The sequence below is a fragment of the Polaromonas sp. genome, from assembly GCF_029945925.1.
Taxonomy (GTDB): domain Bacteria; phylum Pseudomonadota; class Gammaproteobacteria; order Burkholderiales; family Burkholderiaceae_C; genus Polaromonas.
In genome coordinates this window covers 1-15,565 of the sequence record NZ_JAQSDN010000042.1, presented here as the reverse complement: position 1 = coordinate 15,565, position 15,565 = coordinate 1, and the positions used below count along the sequence as shown (strand labels likewise).

At 61.6% G+C, this 15,565-nt stretch carries 15 protein-coding genes and 1 tRNA gene; 15 read left to right on the top strand and 1 reads right to left on the bottom strand.

Going from position 1 to position 15,565, the window contains the following annotated elements; translation table 11 throughout:
- Positions 1 to 41 precede the first annotated feature (41 nt).
- The 3 genes from PSV40_RS13455 to PSV40_RS13445 are packed head-to-tail and all read left to right on the top strand — an operon-like array spanning position 42 to position 3,393.
- Positions 42 to 1,040: a tripartite tricarboxylate transporter substrate binding protein gene (locus tag PSV40_RS13455; RefSeq protein WP_300538413.1), complete on the top strand. Its 999-nt coding sequence runs from the start codon at positions 42 to 44 to the stop codon at positions 1,038 to 1,040.
- A gap of 13 nt (positions 1,041 to 1,053) precedes the next feature.
- A complete protein-coding gene (locus PSV40_RS13450) occupies positions 1,054 to 1,848 on the top strand; it encodes an enoyl-CoA hydratase/isomerase family protein (RefSeq protein WP_300538411.1) in 795 nt (264 codons plus the stop codon).
- Between the two features lie 27 nt (positions 1,849 to 1,875).
- Positions 1,876 to 3,393 (top strand): malonyl-CoA synthase, encoded by a 1,518-nt coding sequence (locus tag PSV40_RS13445; RefSeq protein WP_300538409.1) that lies wholly within the window; start codon positions 1,876 to 1,878, stop codon positions 3,391 to 3,393.
- Between the two features lie 25 nt (positions 3,394 to 3,418).
- On the opposite strand, the gene PSV40_RS13440 is transcribed toward PSV40_RS13445, so the two are convergent.
- A complete protein-coding gene (locus PSV40_RS13440; protein ID WP_300538407.1) occupies positions 3,419 to 4,339 on the bottom strand; it encodes a DMT family transporter in 921 nt (306 codons plus the stop codon).
- Positions 4,340 to 4,476: 137 nt separating this feature from the next.
- Between PSV40_RS13440 and PSV40_RS13435 the strand changes: the two genes are divergently transcribed.
- From PSV40_RS13435 to PSV40_RS13380, 12 genes are all read left to right on the top strand, one after another.
- Entirely contained in the window at positions 4,477 to 4,911 is a 435-nt protein-coding gene (locus tag PSV40_RS13435) for a gamma-glutamylcyclotransferase family protein (RefSeq protein WP_300538404.1), read from the top strand.
- 383 nt (positions 4,912 to 5,294) lie between these two features.
- Positions 5,295 to 6,614, top strand: coding sequence for an isocitrate lyase (gene aceA, locus PSV40_RS13430; RefSeq protein WP_300512622.1), 1,320 nt, complete (start codon positions 5,295 to 5,297; stop codon positions 6,612 to 6,614).
- A gap of 146 nt (positions 6,615 to 6,760) precedes the next feature.
- Positions 6,761 to 6,946, top strand: coding sequence for a hypothetical protein (locus PSV40_RS13425; protein WP_300538401.1), 186 nt, complete (start codon positions 6,761 to 6,763; stop codon positions 6,944 to 6,946).
- Positions 6,947 to 7,177: 231 nt separating this feature from the next.
- Positions 7,178 to 9,085 (top strand): threonine--tRNA ligase, encoded by a 1,908-nt coding sequence (gene thrS, locus PSV40_RS13420; protein ID WP_300538398.1) that lies wholly within the window; start codon positions 7,178 to 7,180, stop codon positions 9,083 to 9,085.
- An 87-nt stretch (positions 9,086 to 9,172) separates the two neighbouring features.
- A complete protein-coding gene (infC, locus tag PSV40_RS13415; RefSeq protein ID WP_300538801.1) occupies positions 9,173 to 9,799 on the top strand; it encodes a translation initiation factor IF-3 in 627 nt (208 codons plus the stop codon).
- A 269-nt stretch (positions 9,800 to 10,068) separates the two neighbouring features.
- Positions 10,069 to 10,272: a 50S ribosomal protein L35 gene (gene rpmI / locus PSV40_RS13410; RefSeq protein WP_077595745.1), complete on the top strand. Its 204-nt coding sequence runs from the start codon at positions 10,069 to 10,071 to the stop codon at positions 10,270 to 10,272.
- Between the two features lie 25 nt (positions 10,273 to 10,297).
- Entirely contained in the window at positions 10,298 to 10,657 is a 360-nt protein-coding gene (gene rplT / locus PSV40_RS13405) for a 50S ribosomal protein L20 (protein ID WP_096668383.1), read from the top strand.
- 147 nt (positions 10,658 to 10,804) lie between these two features.
- Positions 10,805 to 11,857: a phenylalanine--tRNA ligase subunit alpha gene (gene pheS / locus PSV40_RS13400; protein WP_300538395.1), complete on the top strand. Its 1,053-nt coding sequence runs from the start codon at positions 10,805 to 10,807 to the stop codon at positions 11,855 to 11,857.
- A gap of 19 nt (positions 11,858 to 11,876) precedes the next feature.
- Positions 11,877 to 14,303, top strand: a complete 2,427-nt coding sequence (pheT, locus tag PSV40_RS13395; protein ID WP_300538392.1) for a phenylalanine--tRNA ligase subunit beta — start codon at positions 11,877 to 11,879, stop codon at positions 14,301 to 14,303.
- 44 nt (positions 14,304 to 14,347) lie between these two features.
- Positions 14,348 to 14,674, top strand: coding sequence for an integration host factor subunit alpha (locus PSV40_RS13390; RefSeq protein ID WP_300538390.1), 327 nt, complete (start codon positions 14,348 to 14,350; stop codon positions 14,672 to 14,674).
- Between the two features lie 297 nt (positions 14,675 to 14,971).
- On the top strand, positions 14,972 to 15,451 hold the full coding sequence (locus tag PSV40_RS13385; RefSeq protein WP_293594767.1) for a MerR family transcriptional regulator: 480 nt from the start codon (positions 14,972 to 14,974) through the stop codon (positions 15,449 to 15,451).
- Positions 15,452 to 15,488: 37 nt separating this feature from the next.
- Positions 15,489 to 15,565, top strand: a tRNA-Pro gene (locus PSV40_RS13380).

Below are 15,565 nucleotides of genomic sequence, written 5' to 3'. Positions count from 1 at the left end.
CATTTCATTTTTTTTTGGTTCAACAATGACAGGAGACCGACATGACATCGAGCTTTGACATCAACGCGTCCAGGCGCAACGTGCTGCGTGCAGCGGCCGCCGGCGTTGCCGCGTTCTCCCTGGGCAGCCATGCGCAATCGGGCTGGCCCGCCAAGCCGGTGACCATGATTGTTCCCTTTCCCGCAGGCGGCGGTACCGATGCGTTTGCGCGTCCCATGTCGGCGCAGTTTGCACGCCTGACCGGTAAGCAGATGATCATTGACAACCGCGGCGGCGCGGGCGGCACCTTGGGGGCCAGCATTGCCGCCAAGGCGCCAGCCGACGGCTACACCCTGTTCATGGGCGCGGTGCACCACACCATTGCGCCCAGCATGTACCCGAAGCTCGACTACGACATCGAAAAAGACCTGGTGCCGCTGATCCTGGTGGCCAGCGTGCCGCAGGTTGTCGTGGTCAACCCGCAAAAACTTCCGGTGCCGAGCTTCAAGGAGTTCCTCGAGTACGCCCGCAAGAATCCGGCCAAACTCAACTACGGCTCGGCCGGCGCCGGCACATCCCACCACCTTGCCGGTGAGCTGTTCAAGCAGCAGACCAAAACCTTCATCACCCACATTCCCTACCGCGGCGCCGGCCCGGCCCTGCAGGGCCTGATTGCCGGTGACGTCGAAATGATGTTCGACGGCCTGGGTTCATCGGCCAGCCACATTGCCGGCGGCCGCATCAAGGCGCTGATGGTGTCGGGCAACAAGCGCAACCCGGCGATTCCCGATGTGCCGAGCGCCGCCGAGATGGGCTTGCCCGAGTACAACGTGACGACCTGGTACGGTGTCTGGGGCCCCAAGGGCATGCCGGCCGATGCACAGGCGCGCGCGATCGAGGAAATCCGCAAGGCCTGCACCACCGACGAAGCCAAGGCCGTCTGGGCGCGCCAGGGTGCCGAGTTCACCGGGCTGGCCGGGCCGCAGTTCGGCAGCTTCATCAGCGCAGAGGTCAAGAAATGGGCGCAAGTGGTGAAGGCGTCCGGCGCCAAGCTGGACTGAACTCAAGACTTGCATGACAGGACAGGTTCTGCTGGCCACGGATGGCCCCATCGCCATGGTCACCCTGTCCCATCCGGGCAAGCTCAACGCCATGTCGCGTGCCATGTGGCAGCAGCTGCGCGAGGTGTTCACCGGCCTGCAGCAGCGCGGCGATGTGCGCTGTGTGCTGCTGCGCGGGGAGGGCGCCAGTTTCTGTGCGGGCGGCGACATCGCCGAGTACCCGGACTTCCGCTTTGACGAAGCCGCCCTGCGCAGCTTCCATGAAAACGAGGTCTGGGGCGGCCTGCAGGCCATGCTCGACTGCGACCTGCCTATCGTGGCGCAGATCGAGGGCGCCTGCATGGGCGCGGGCATGGAGATCGCCAGCTGTTGCGACATGCGGCTGGCCGGCGGGTCGGCCACCTTCGGCGCACCGATCGGCAAGCTCGGTTTTCCAATGGCGCCGCGCGAGGCCGCGCTCGTGATGCGCGCCGCGGGCGAGCTGACGGCGCGCGAGATGCTGCTGGCAGCGGCGGTCCTCGATGCGTCCACCTTGCTGCAGCGCGGCTTTCTGAACCGCGTGCTGCCGGACGGCGAGGTGGGGGCGCAGGCCCTGGCGACGGCCGGCCGTGTGGCCAGGCTGGCACCCGCGGCGGCACGCCTGAACAAACAGACTTTTCGGGCTCTGGCCCAGGAAGGGCGGGCGCAGCCTGCTACTTATATGATAGCAACGGCATATGCCTACGCCGACTCCGCCGAACACCGCGAAGGTGTGTCGGCCTTTGTTGAAAAACGTCCGCCGCTTTTCCCGGTGGGCGGCGACCTCTGACTTTTTCGATTTCCAGGTAACCACGCGATGAAAAACAACAACCTGTTTGCCGCCCTGCGCGCAGCCTTTCCGGAAGACCTTGATGCGGTGGCGGTGGAAACCGACACCGGCCTGAACTATTCCTGGCGCGACCTCGAACGCTCGACCGCCATGATGGCCAACCTGCTGCAATCGCTGGACCTTCCGGCCGGTGCGCGTATTGCCGTGCAGGTTGAAAAATCAGTCGAGGCCATGATGCTCTACCTGGCCACGCTGCGGGCCGGTTATGTGTTCCTGCCGCTCAACACCGCCTACCAGAGCGCAGAGATCGAGTATTTCATCGGCAACGCCGAGCCCTCGGTGGTGGTGTGCAGCTCAAAGAACTTCGGCTGGGTCAGCAAGATCGCCTTCAAGGCCGGCACGCAGAACGTCTTCACGCTCGACGACGACCGCAGCGGCTCGCTGTTGGAGCGCGCTGCGCATTGCAGCGACCGGCACGAGGTGGTTCAGCGCGGCGCGGACGACCTCGCGGCCATCCTCTACACCAGCGGCACCACGGGCCGAAGCAAGGGCGCCATGCTCTCGCACTGCAACATGCTGAGCAATGCGCTGGTGCTCAAGGACTACTGGGCCTGGGAACCCGGCGACGTGCTGATCCATGCGCTGCCCATCTTCCACGTGCACGGCCTGTTCGTGGCCATCCACGGCGCGCTGATCAACGGCAGCAAGATGATCTGGCTGGCGAAGTTCGACCCCAAGCTGGTGGTGCAGAAGCTGCCCGAGGCCACGGTGTTCATGGGCGTGCCCACGCTGTATGTGCGCCTGCTGGCCGAGCCCGGGCTGAACCGCGAAACCTGCCGCCACATGCGCCTGTTCGTCGCGGGCTCCGCACCACTGCTGATTGAAACCTTCACCGAATGGCAGGAGCGTACCGGCCACACGATTCTCGAACGTTACGGCATGAGCGAGACGGCCATGCTGACCTCCAACCCCTACAAAGGCGAACGGCGCGGCGGAACCGTCGGCTTTGCCTTGCCCGGCGTGAGCCTGCGGGTGCAGGACGATGCCGGCCAGCCGCTGCCCACCGGCGAGATCGGCGGCATCCAGGTCAAGGGCCCCAACGTCTTCAAGGGTTACTGGCGCATGCCCGAGAAAACGAAGGAAGAGTTCACCGCCGATGGTTATTTCAAGACCGGCGATGTCGGCAAGATCGACGAGCGCGGCTACATCACCATCGTCGGGCGCAGCAAGGACCTGATCATCAGCGGCGGCTACAACGTCTACCCGGCCGAGATCGAGGGCTACATCAACGACATGCCGGGCGTGGCCGAAAGCGCGGTGGTCGGCGTGCCGCACCCGGACTTCGGCGAAGTCGGCGTGGCCATCGTGATCGCCAAGCTTGGCGCGAAGCTGGACGCCGAGCAGATCATTGCCCGGCTCAAGGCGCAGCTTGCCAACTTCAAGATTCCCAAGCGCTGCTTCATCGTCGGCGAGCTGCCGCGCAACACCATGGGCAAGGTCCAGAAAAACGTGCTGCGGGAGCAGCACAAGACCCTGTTTGCCTGACGCCTGACGCTTCTCCGGGCTGCGCTCAGGGACGCGTTTTCTCCGGCAAGGTGGCCAGCGCCACGCCCGCCAGCGCGAGTGCAAAAGCGGCCAACTGCGCCGCGCCCACGGACTCCCCCAGCACGCCCACGCCGACCAGCGCCGCGCTGACAGGCAGCATCACGGTGAACACCCCAGCCTGGCTGGCGGGCACACCTTTGAGGCCCGTCATCCACAGCCACACGGTCCAGACGCTGGCGGCCAGCGCATAAAACAGCAGCAGCAGCCAGCTGCCGGGCGCCACGGCGGCAAAGTCAAAACCCCAGGCCATCCACAGGCCCAGCGGTGTCACCAGCGCAAAGCCCCAGAGATTGATCAGCGCGGTGATGCGTTTGGGGCCGAGCGCGCCGGTGAGTTTTTTGCCGATCACCGCATAAGCGGCTTCGCAGAGCACGGCACCGACCAGCAGCAGGTTGCCCAGCCATACCCGGCTTGATGTCAAATCGGGCTCCAGCCCTTTCTGTGCTTGCGCAGACAGCTCTGTTTTTGATAGCGACACCAGCATGATGCCGAAGACCGCGCAGGCAATGGCCAGCGCGACCCGGGGGCGGATGCGTTCGCCGAGAAAGAGCCGGCTCAGCACCGCCACCGCGGCCGGAATGGCGGCCATGATGACGCCGGCGGCCACCGCGCTGCTCAGGCTCACACCGAACAGCATGCAGATCGAAAACAGGAAGTTGCCGAGAAAGGATTCGAGGAACACCAGTTGCCGGGTCTGCCGCGTCATCGGGGCTTCTCCGGCCGGTTTTTTGAGCCAGTGCAGCATGGCCGCCCCGCCAATGCCAAAACGCAGCCAGGCCAGCAGGAAGACCGGGAAGACCGCGACCAGTGGTTTGGACAGCGCGACATAACTGCCGACCAGGGACATGCTGAGCGCCAGGCAGGCGTAGGCCACAATGCGGTTCATTCCACCGGGTTTTCCGTTGAGGGTTGAGTGGCTCCTGCGGCCGCCATCAGCGCTGTTGGCTGCTGTGCGCCGCAGAGTCCGGGATGCTTGTTCTTCCAGGTCACTTTTCTACTTGCCCGAAATCATGCCTTACTTTCATGCCTGAACCGACGACGCCTTCCGCCAGCCGCCATGTCTTTGTGTACGGCACGTTGCGCCGCGGCGGTGTGCGTGACATCACGCGTCTGCACCCGGCGCCGCACTATGTCGGCATGGCCAGCGTGGCCGGCGTGCTCTACGATCTGGGGCCTTACCCGGGCGTGGTGCTGGGCGGCCCGGCTCGCGTGACCGGCGAGGTCTATGCCATCACTGCCGAACTGGAGCGCCAGCTCGACGCCATCGAGGAGGTCTGGCCGCAGCAGACGGGCGAATACCGCAAGCAGGCGGTGAGGGTGCAGTTGGGCCAGCCGCAGGCGCTGTCCGGCGCGGTGGAACTGGATTGCCTGGTTTATGAAATCAACCCGGCCCGCGCGGCGGGCCAACCGGTGATCACCGGTGGCGACTGGCTCGGCCACCTTCGGCAGCGTCCCTGAGGTCGCGGGGTGAGGGTAGACGGAGGACTGCGGTCGTCTGTGGGTGGACTCTGCTTGCCTGCCCCACCATGTCGCCCGCAGCGATAAAACGGCTGAGCCGTCCGAACTCGTAATTTCATGATCCGGTAAAAACATTCCGCATTACGAAATATCAAAATGCTGCAGCGCAGTAATATTTCTCAATATAAGAAAATACTTTTCTCATCATGAAATAATATGAAAAAGCCTTTGATTTCATTGAAAATAAATTTTATCTTATATAAGACATAAGAGGCTGACAAAGTCTTGTAGAAGACTTAAAGTTGACGCCAGAGCAAACGGCAGAGGCATGGATAGTGCAGCGCTGTTTGTACCCCCCATTTTTCAACCTCCGGAGTGACCTCATGCCACAGACCCTCACCGAACAACTGAGCCGCGAACAGCAGATTGCCGCCCTCGAAAAAGACTGGGCGACCAACCCCCGCTGGAAAGGCATCAAGCGCGGTTACAGCGCTGCCGACGTGATCCGCCTGCGCGGTTCCTTCCCGATCGAGTACACGCTGGCCCGCCGCGGTGCCGAAAAGCTCTGGGACCTGGTCAACACCGAGCCCTACGTCAACTGCCTGGGCGCGCTGACGGGTGGCCAGGCCATGCAGCAAGTGAAAGCCGGCGTAAAAGCGATCTACCTGTCGGGCTGGCAAGTCGCAGCCGACAACAACAGCTACTCGTCCATGTACCCCGATCAGTCGCTGTACCCGGTCGACTCCGTGCCGCAGGTGGTTGAGCGCATCAACAACACCTTCCGCCGTGCCGACGAAATCCAGCACTCCAAGGGCATTGATGCCGGCGACAAGGGCTACATCGACAACTTCGCGCCCATCGTTGCTGACGCGGAAGCCGGTTTCGGCGGCGTGCTCAACGCTTTTGAGCTGATGAAGGCCATGATCAAGTCTGGTGCGGCCGGCGTGCACTGGGAAGACCAGCTGGCTTCGGTCAAGAAATGCGGCCACATGGGCGGCAAGGTGCTGGTGCCGACGGTGGAAGCCAACCAGAAGCTGATCGCCGCGCGCATGGCCGCCGACGTTTGCGGCGTGCCCACACTGGTGATTGCCCGCACCGACGCTGAAGCGGCTGACCTGCTGACCAGCGACTATGACGAGAACGACAAGCCTTTCCTGACGGGCGAGCGCACCTCAGAAGGTTTCTACAAGACCAAAAAGGGTATTGACCAGGCCATCAGCCGCGCCATTGCCTACGCCCATTACGCCGACCTGGTGTGGTGCGAAACCGGTACGCCTGATCTGGCTTTTGCCAAGAAGTTTGCCGACGCTGTGCACAAAGTTCACCCGGGCAAGATGCTGGCGTACAACTGCTCGCCATCGTTCAACTGGAAGAAAAACCTGGACGATGCGACCATCGCCAAGTTCCAGAAAGAGCTGGGCGCCATGGGTTACAAGTACCAGTTCATCACGCTCGCCGGCATTCACTCCATGTGGTACAACATGTTCGACTTGGCCCAGGACTACGTCAAGCGCGGCATGTCGGCCTATGTCGAGAAGGTGCAGGAGCCCGAGTTCGCCGCACGCGAGCGTGGCTACACCTTTGTGTCGCACCAGCAGGAAGTGGGCACCGGCTACTTCGACGAAGTCACCACGGTGATCCAGGGCGGCAAGTCCAGCGTGACCGCGCTGACCGGCTCGACCGAAGAAGAGCAGTTCCACTGAGCGGATCATTGAAATAACGGTTGCCTCGCGAGGCGACCGGTAGCCCGGCCCAAGCGATGCGCTTGCCCGGGCCTTTCCTTTTGGCATGTGCCGGGTTTTCGCGTAGAGTGCGGCTGATCCAGAACCCACACTGCCGGGAGCGTGCCATGTCAGAGGCCACCATGGGATTCAACCGTACGCCTTGCCCCGACTGCAACGCAACGGGCGAACTCCGCATGGACAGTGAAAACATCACCGAGGATTTCGAGGTCGAAAAACAGACGGTCATCACCGAGTGCCCGCGCTGCCTGGGGCTGGCTTTTTCCCCTCCGGGCGTGCCGGGTGGGGCCTGAGCCCGAAGCTGCCGTAAAATAACCTCATGCAATCAATCAAACCGGAAACAGGAAGGATCGCGCGGGTTATGACACCGCGAACTACGATCACGCCTCCAGTTTGGAGTCGCCCCGGGCGCTAGCCGCATCCCTTGGTGATTTGTAGCTACTCAATAGATAGCAAGCCTCCATCCCCATCCTTTACCAAGCGCGGCAGTTCCCGCGCTTTTTGTTTTCCAGAGCCTGCCCACCATGATCAAAATTACGCTGCCAGACGCCTCGATCCGCGAATTTTCCCAGCCCGTGACGGTGGCCGAGGTCGCCGCCTCCATTGGCGCCGGCCTGGCCAAGGCTGCGCTGGGCGGCAAGGTCAACGGCAAGGTGGTGGACACGAGCTACCTGATTTCTGCCGACAGCCCGCTGTCCATCATCACCGCCAAGGACCCGGAAGGCCTGGAGGTGATTCGCCACTCGACCGCCCACCTGCTGGCCTACGCGGTCAAGGAGCTGTTTCCGGATGCCCAGGTCACCATCGGCCCGGTGATCGAGAACGGGTTTTTCTACGATTTTTCCTACAAACGCCCCTTCACGCCGGAAGACCTGACGGCCATCGAAAAGAAGATGACCGAGCTGGCGGCCAAAGACGAGCCGGTGACGCGCCGCGTGTTGCCGCGCGACGAGGCTGTGGCTTATTTCAAGGAGCAGGGCGAGCACTACAAGGCCGAGATCATTGCGAGCATCCCGGCCAACGAAGACGTGTCGCTCTACCGCGAGGGCAAGTTCGAAGACCTGTGCCGCGGCCCGCACGTGCCCAGCACCGGCAAGCTGAAGTTCTTCAAGCTCATGAAGCTGGCCGGCGCCTACTGGCGCGGCGACCACCACAACGAAATGCTGCAGCGCATCTACGGCACGGCCTGGGCGACCAAGGACGAGCTGCAGCAGTACCTGCTGATGCTGGAAGAAGCGGAAAAACGCGACCACCGCAAGCTGGGCCGTGAACTCGACCTGTTCCACATCGACGACCATGCGCCTGGCCTGGTGTTCTGGCACCCCAAGGGCTGGACGGTGTGGCAGGGTGTCGAGCAGTACATGCGCAAGGTCTACCAGGACAACGGCTACCAGGAGGTCAAGGGCCCGCAGGTCATTGACAAGACGCTGTGGGAAAAAACCGGCCACTGGGACAAGTACCGCGACAACATGTTCACGACGGAGAGCGAAAAGCGCGAGTACGCGCTCAAGCCGATGAACTGCCCCGGCCACATCCTGATATTCAAGCAGGGCATCAAGAGCTACCGCGACCTGCCGCTGCGTTACGGCGAGTTCGGCCAGTGCCACCGCAACGAGCCTTCGGGCGGCCTGCACGGCATCATGCGTGTGCGCGGCTTCACCCAGGACGACGGCCACATCTTCTGTACCGAAGAGCAGATCCTCAAGGAATGTGTCGACTACACGACCCTGCTGCAGAAGGTCTACACCGACTTCGGCTTCAAGAACATCATCTACAAGGTGGCGACGCGGCCTGAAGCGCGCATCGGCTCCGACGAGAGCTGGGACAAGGCCGAAAATGCGCTGATGGAAAGCCTGCGCGCCTCCGGTTGCGAATTCGAAATCGCACCCGGCGACGGCGCGTTTTACGGCCCCAAAATCGAATACACGCTGAAAGATGCGATTGGCCGGCAATGGCAGTGCGGCACCATGCAGGTTGATTTTTCGATGCCGGAGCGGCTGGACGCCGAATATGTGGGCGAAGACGGTGCCCGGCACCGCCCGGTGATGCTGCACCGGGCCATCGTCGGCAGCCTGGAGCGATTCATCGGGATTCTGATCGAGGAACATGCCGGCGCGCTGCCCACCTGGCTGGCGCCGGTGCAGGTTTCGGTGCTCAATATCACCGATGCCCAGGCCGATTACTGTCGTGAAATAGCTAAAAGGCTTCAAAATCAAGGGCTTAGGGTCAATCTTGATCTGCGCAACGAGAAAATTACGTATAAAATACGGGAGCACTCCATGCAAAAGCTGCCTTACATCCTTGTCGTAGGTGACAAGGAGAAGGAAGCCGGCGCAGTTGCCGTGCGCGCCCGGGGTAATAAAGACCTTGGCGTCATGTCACTCGAAGCCTTTGCGCAAACAATTGCTTCTGACATTACCCAAAAAGCCTGATTTCTGACACATTTGTGAATGATTTTGGCCTGTCGTCCTTGTTGGGCGGGCGCAAGCTGCTATAGCTTTTATAGCAAACGTTAAAGGATTAGAACCATCGCTACTGAATTTCGTGACCGCCGCCACCGCGAAGAACGCAAGCATCGCTTGAACCGTGAAATCATGGCCCCCGAAGTACGTCTGACCGGGCCAGACAACGAACCTCTGGGTGTTGTCAGCATCATGGAAGCCTTGCGCCTCGCCGGTGAACATGACGTGGATCTGGTTGAGATATCTCCCACGGCGGTTCCGCCGGTGTGCAGATTGATGGACTACGGCAAATTCAAGTACGCCGAGCAGAAGAAGGCCGCGGACGCGAAATCCAAGCAGAAGGTGATCGAGGTCAAGGAAATCAAGTTCCGGCCTGGCACCGACGATGGTGACTACAACATCAAACTGCGCAATATCAAGCGCTTTTTGGAAGAGGGCGACAAGTGCAAGATTACCCTGCGCTTTCGCGGTCGCGAAATCACGCACCAGGAACTGGGCCTAGCCCTGCTGGCGCGTATCCGTGACGAGTTGGCTGATTTGATTCTGGTGGAGCAGTTCCCCAAGCTCGAAGGCCGGCAAATGGTCATGATGATCGCGCCGGGCAAGAAGAAGGTGGCTGCCAAGCCCGCAGCGGCACCCGCGGAAGCGGCACCGGCGGCACCGGCTGCACCGACAGGCGCCTGAGGGCGGGCTGTCGCCGACAAGGAGTTCAACCTGCGGGTGTTTTTACCGGCAGGTTTTTCGGGGATGCGAAAGCATGTCCGGTGAAGGCAGGGAAATCCTGCCTTTGCGAAGGTGGCAGGTGTCAAAGCCCGCCACCAGCCAGTGGTGAACTTAAAACTCGCCACGGACAAGTGGTGAATTAAACACTCGCCACTACAAGTGGCTCGGGGCCATCAAGTCTGCGTAAGGTTCGCAGCGCCTCACGAGCACAAATGAAAAGGAGCATTCACATGCCCAAAATGAAGACCAAGAGCAGCGCGAAGAAACGTTTTCGCGTTCGTCCAGGTGGTACCGTCAAGCGCGGCCAAGCCTTCAAACGTCACATCCTGACCAAGAAGACCACCAAGAACAAACGCCACCTGCGTGGTGCAGTTGCTGTCCATGAGACCAATATGGGTCACATGGCGCAGATGCTGCCCGGCATGGGCATTTAATTAACGACGAACAAGGAGTACTCACATGCCTCGCGTCAAACGTGGTGTAACGGCTCGCGCCCGCCACAAAAAAGTTTTAGCCCTTGCAAAAGGTTTCCGCGGCCGCCGCGGCAATGTCTATCGCATCGCCAAAGAAGCGGTGATGAAGGCCGGGCAATATGCCTACCGTGACCGCCGTAACAAAAAACGTGTGTTCCGCCAGTTGTGGATTGCGCGTATCAACGCTGCCAGCCGCTCATTCGGCATGACCTACAGCCAGTTTGCCAACGGCCTGAAAAAAGCCGGCATCGAGATCGACCGCAAGGTCCTGTCCGACATGGCGATTCACGACAGCGCTGCTTTTGGCGCCATCGTGGAGCAGGTCAAGGCCAAGCTTGCTGCTTGATTTTTGAGGGGCACCCAGCTATTGAATTGATAGCTGGTTGCGCACAAAAGACGGGGGCCAGAGCTTGAAAAGGCTCTGGCCCTTTTTCTTTGTCCGGGCGACAGGCGAAGGCGGCGTCCGGGCTGGTTTGTTAATGACAAGAAATATATGAACGAACTCGATGTTCTGGTGGATTCGGCCAAAACCAGCTTTGCGCAGGCCGTCACGCCTGCCGACCTGGAAAACGCCAAGGCGCAGTTCCTCGGCAAGTCCGGCCGCATCACGGAGCTGATGAAGGGCCTGGCCGCGCTGCCCGTGGAAGAGAAAAAATCCCGCGGCGCCGCCATCAACCTGGCCAAGCAGGCCATCGAAGCCGCGCTGACAGCGCGCCGCCAGGCGCTGGCGGACGCCGAACTGCAGGTGCAGCTCAAGGCCGAGGCACTGGACGTCTCACTGCCGGGCCGCCAGCGGCCAGCTGGCGGCTTGCACCCGGTGTCGCTCACGCTGGAGCGCATCGAGGCGATTTTCGGCTCCATGGGCTTCGATGTGGCCGAGGGCCCCGAGATTGAAACCGACTGGTTCAACTTCACCGCGCTGAACACGCCCGAAGACCATCCGGCGCGTTCCATGCACGACACGTTTTATGTGGAAGGCGGCACGGAAGCCGCGCCCAACCTGCTGCGCACGCACACCAGTCCGATGCAGGTCCGTTATGCCGTGCAGCATGTCAAGAAACATCGCGCGCTGATTGACGCCGGCGGCGTGATGCCCGAGATCCGCGTGATCGCGCCGGGCCGCACTTACCGGGTGGACAGTGATGCCACGCACTCGCCGATGTTCCACCAGTGCGAGGGCCTGTGGATAGGCCAGAACGTCAGCTTCAAGGACCTGAAAGTCGTTTTCACCGACTTCTGTCGCACCTACTTTGAGTCCAACGATCTGGTGCTGCGCTTTCGCCCCAGCTTTTTCCCCTTCACCGAGCCGAGCGCCGAGATCGACATCCAGTTCCAGACCGGTCCGCTGGCGGGCCGCTGGCTGGAAGTGGCCGGTTCCGGCCAGGTACACCCGACGGTGGTGCGCAACATGGGGCTGGACCCCGAGCACTACATCGGTTTTGCTTTCGGCATGGGTCCGGACCGGCTGACCATGCTGCGTTACGGTGTTAACGACCTGCGGCTGTTCTTCGACGGTGACCTGCGCTTTCTGTCGCAATTCCAGTAACCCATCAGGCCTTATAAAAATGCAATTTCCCGAATCCTGGTTGCGCGAATTCTGCAATCCGCCGCTGAGCACCGAGGCCCTGGCCGAGACCTTGACCATGGCCGGTCTGGAGGTCGAAGAACTCAAGCCGGTGGCGCCGCCCTTTACCCACATCGTGGTCGGCGAGATCAAGGAAGCGGTGCAGCACCCCGATGCCGACCGCCTGCGCGTCTGCCAGGTTGATGTGGGGCAGGACTCCCTGCTCAACATCGTCTGCGGCGCACCCAATGCCCGTGTCGGCATCAAGGTGCCGTGTGCGCTGGTCGGTGCCGAACTGCCGTCCGGCGACGACGGCAAACCGTTTTTGATCAAGGTCGGCAAGCTGCGCGGCGTGGAGAGCCAGGGCATGTTGTGCTCTGCCCGCGAACTCAAGCTGTCCGACGACCATGGCGGACTGCTCGAGTTGGCGCCGGACGCGCGCGTGGGCCAGGACATCCGCGAACACCTGAAACTCGATGACACCCTGTTCACCCTCAAGCTCACGCCCAATCTCGCGCACTGCCTGAGCGTGTACGGCATTGCCCGTGAAGTGGCTGCGCTGACCGGCGCGCCTCTGGTGAGCCCGTCTTTTCCGTCGGTCGCTGTGGCCAGCGTGGACAAGTTGCCGGTCCGCATCAGCGCGCCTGATCTGTGTGGCCGTTTTTCCGGCCGCATCGTGCGCAACGTCAATACAAAAGCTGCCACCCCGCCGTGGATGGTGGACCGGCTCGCGCGCTGCGGCCAGCGCAGCGTGACGGCGCTGGTGGATATTTCGAACTACGTGATGTTCGAGCTGGGCCGGCCCTCGCATATTTTCGACCTGGACAAGATCCATGGCGGACTCGATGTGCGCTGGGGCCAACCCGGCGAAACGCTCAAGCTGCTCAATGGCACCACGGTGACGGTGGACGACAAAGTCGGCGTGATTGCCGACGACAGCCAGGTGGAGTCGCTGGCCGGCATCATGGGCGGCGATGCAACAGCCGTGTCCGACGAGACAAAACATGTCTATGTCGAGGCCGCGTTCTGGTGGCCCAAGGCGATTGCCGGGCGTTCGCGCCGCTACAACTTTTCGACCGATGCCGGCCACCGTTTCGAACGTGGCGTGGACCCCGGACAGACGGTGGAACACATCGAACGCATCACGCAACTGATCCTGGACATCTGCGGTACGCCGGACACGGTGTGTGGCCCCATCGACGATGTGCAGGCCAATCTGCCGAAGGCCGAACCGGTGACGCTGCGTGTGGTGCGGGCCGCCAAGGTCATCGGCATGCCTTTGACGCAGGCGCAGTGCGCCGATGCGCTCAGGCGCCTGGGCTTGCCCGTGGCGGAAGGCGAGGGCACGCTGACCGTCACACCGCCCAGCTACCGCTTTGACCTGCAGATCGAAGAAGACCTGATCGAGGAGGTGGTGCGCATGGTGGGTTACCAGCAGCTGCCGGCCACGCCACCGCTGGCACCGATCACCGCGCGTATCCGTCCGGAGGCGCGGCGCAGTGCCTTTGCCGTGCGCCGCGCGCTGGCGGCCCTGGGCTACCAGGAAACCATCAACTTCAGTTTTGTCGAAGAGCGCTGGGAGCATGAGCTTGCCGGCAACCCCAACCCCATTAAGTTGCTGAACCCGATTGCCAGCCAGATGAGCGTGATGCGCTCGTCGCTGATCGGCTCGCTGTTGCAGGTACTCAAGTTCAATCTCGACCGCAAAGCCGGTCGCGTCAATGTGTTTGAGCTGGGACGGGTCTTCCTGCGCGACGCGCGCAGCCAGAATACCGACACCACCGTCGCCGGTTTTGACCAGCCGATGCGGGTGGCCGGCCTGGCCTACGGGCCGCGCGAGACCCTGCAATGGAGCACGTCCGACAAGGGTGTGGATTTCTTCGACGTCAAGGGTGACGTGCAGGCCCTGCTGGCGCCGTTGCAGCCGGTGTTTGCACCTGCGGCCCACCCGGCCATGCATCCGGGCCGTTGCGCCAGCGTTGCCATCGACGGCGTGGAGGTTGGTTTTGTCGGCGAGCTGCATCCGCAGTGGCGTCAGGGCTACGAGCTGGCGCAGGCGCCCATTGTTTTCGAACTGGCGCTCGATGCCGTGCTGCAGCGTCCTATGCCCGGCTTCCAGCCGGTGAGCAAGCGCCAGCCGGTCGAGCGTGACATCGCGGTGATTGTTGCCGAAGCGGTGACCCATTCGGCGTTGATGGCTGCCATCCATGGCGCAGACACGCATGGCCTGCTCAAATCGGCGACGCTGTTCGACATCTACCGGCCGCAACAGGCCAATGCCGCGATGCAGCTCGGTGAGAAAAGTCTGGCCGTGCGCTTGGTGCTTGGCAGCGACGACGCTACACTGACCGACGAGCAGATTGAGGCGGCGATCAAGGCCGTGCTCGACAATCTCGGCAGCAGCCTGCAGGCGCGTTTGCGTGCCTAGGTTCCGGGAACACAATAACAACAGTTAACAGCGAGGAGCGCGTCGTGGAATTTTCCGTTGAAAGTCTTGAGAGCCCGGCGCTGACCAAAGCCCATCTCGCGGAGTTGCTGTTTGAGCAGATCGGCCTGAACAAGCGCGAATCCAAGGACATGATCGACGCGTTTTTCGACCTTGTGTCGGACAGCCTGGTCGATGGCAACGATGTGAAGATTTCCGGCTTCGGCAATTTCCAGATCCGCACCAAGGCGCCGCGTCCGGGTCGCAACCCGCGTACCGGTGAATCCATCCCCATCCAGGCCCGCCGGGTGGTGACTTTTCACGCCAGCCACAAACTCAAAGAGCAGATCCAGGGCCAGACCGCACCCGGTTGAAGGGCGGCAGTGCCGCCAACTCAGGCGCCAGCCCCGTCCCCCGATCCAGGCTGCCACCCGCCTTCCCGGCAATGGGCTCTTTCATGCACATGGCGATCCAGGGACCTGATTTCCCCTGACCTCGCCGGTGCGCAGACATGCGTCTCTGGACGCTTTATCCATCACTTTTCCGGCTGGGGCCGTCGCGTTACCGCTTGTGGCTTAAACAACACATCCGATTTTGGTGTTTGTAACTATTTGCACTAAGTTTCCTGTTAGAGTAGATTTGTAGCTTCACCTCATAGCGTATTGATTTAATTGGAGAAAACTCTCCCCCCCATTCCCGCCAAGCGCTACTTCACGATCGGTGAAGTCAGCGATTTATGTGGCGTCAAACCTCATGTGCTCCGTTATTGGGAGCAAGAGTTCACGCAGTTGCGCCCGATGAAAAGGCGCGGTAACCGCCGCTACTACCAGCACCACGAAGTGCTGATGATCCGGCGCATACGTGATCTGCTGTACGACCAGGGGTTCACCATCAGCGGTGCGCGCAACAAGCTGCAGGAGATCGTGCAGACCGAACGTGACAAGCGCCGCAACGGTGAAGTCATGCTGGAAGGTGTGGACGTGGTGGAAGCCGGCGACTCGATTCTTGATGACTTTGGCGACTCGATGGACTTTGAAGACAGCGCGTCCGACATGGCGCCCTTGCCTGATGGCAGTGCGGCGCAGCAAAGGCTGCAGCTGCTGCGCCGCGAATTGTTCGAAATTCGCGATCTGCTCAGTGCCACTTACTGAAACAGCCCAAACAAGCACGCTATAATTTGAAGCTTGACGGTGTGTGGCGCAGCCTGGTAGCGCACTTGCATGGGGTGCAAGGGGTCGAAGGTTCGAATCCTTTCACACCGACCA

Excerpts from the sequence above, each read along its gene's own strand:
- PSV40_RS13455 (WP_300538413.1), top strand. The coding sequence starts at position 42 with ATGACATCGAGCTTTGACATCAACGCGTCCAGGCGCAACGTGCTGCGT.
- PSV40_RS13435 (WP_300538404.1), top strand. The coding sequence starts at position 4,477 with ATGCCTGAACCGACGACGCCTTCCGCCAGCCGCCATGTCTTTGTGTAC.
- rpmI (WP_077595745.1), top strand. The coding sequence starts at position 10,069 with ATGCCCAAAATGAAGACCAAGAGCAGCGCGAAGAAACGTTTTCGCGTT.
- thrS (WP_300538398.1), top strand. The coding sequence starts at position 7,178 with ATGATCAAAATTACGCTGCCAGACGCCTCGATCCGCGAATTTTCCCAG.
- PSV40_RS13445 (WP_300538409.1), top strand. The coding sequence starts at position 1,876 with ATGAAAAACAACAACCTGTTTGCCGCCCTGCGCGCAGCCTTTCCGGAA.
- PSV40_RS13425 (WP_300538401.1), top strand. The coding sequence starts at position 6,761 with ATGTCAGAGGCCACCATGGGATTCAACCGTACGCCTTGCCCCGACTGC.
- pheS (WP_300538395.1), top strand. The coding sequence starts at position 10,805 with ATGAACGAACTCGATGTTCTGGTGGATTCGGCCAAAACCAGCTTTGCG.
- aceA (WP_300512622.1), top strand. The coding sequence starts at position 5,295 with ATGCCACAGACCCTCACCGAACAACTGAGCCGCGAACAGCAGATTGCC.
- rplT (WP_096668383.1), top strand. The coding sequence starts at position 10,298 with ATGCCTCGCGTCAAACGTGGTGTAACGGCTCGCGCCCGCCACAAAAAA.
- PSV40_RS13450 (WP_300538411.1), top strand. The coding sequence starts at position 1,054 with ATGACAGGACAGGTTCTGCTGGCCACGGATGGCCCCATCGCCATGGTC.
- PSV40_RS13440 (WP_300538407.1), bottom strand. The coding sequence starts at position 4,339 with ATGAACCGCATTGTGGCCTACGCCTGCCTGGCGCTCAGCATGTCCCTG.
- pheT (WP_300538392.1), top strand. The coding sequence starts at position 11,877 with ATGCAATTTCCCGAATCCTGGTTGCGCGAATTCTGCAATCCGCCGCTG.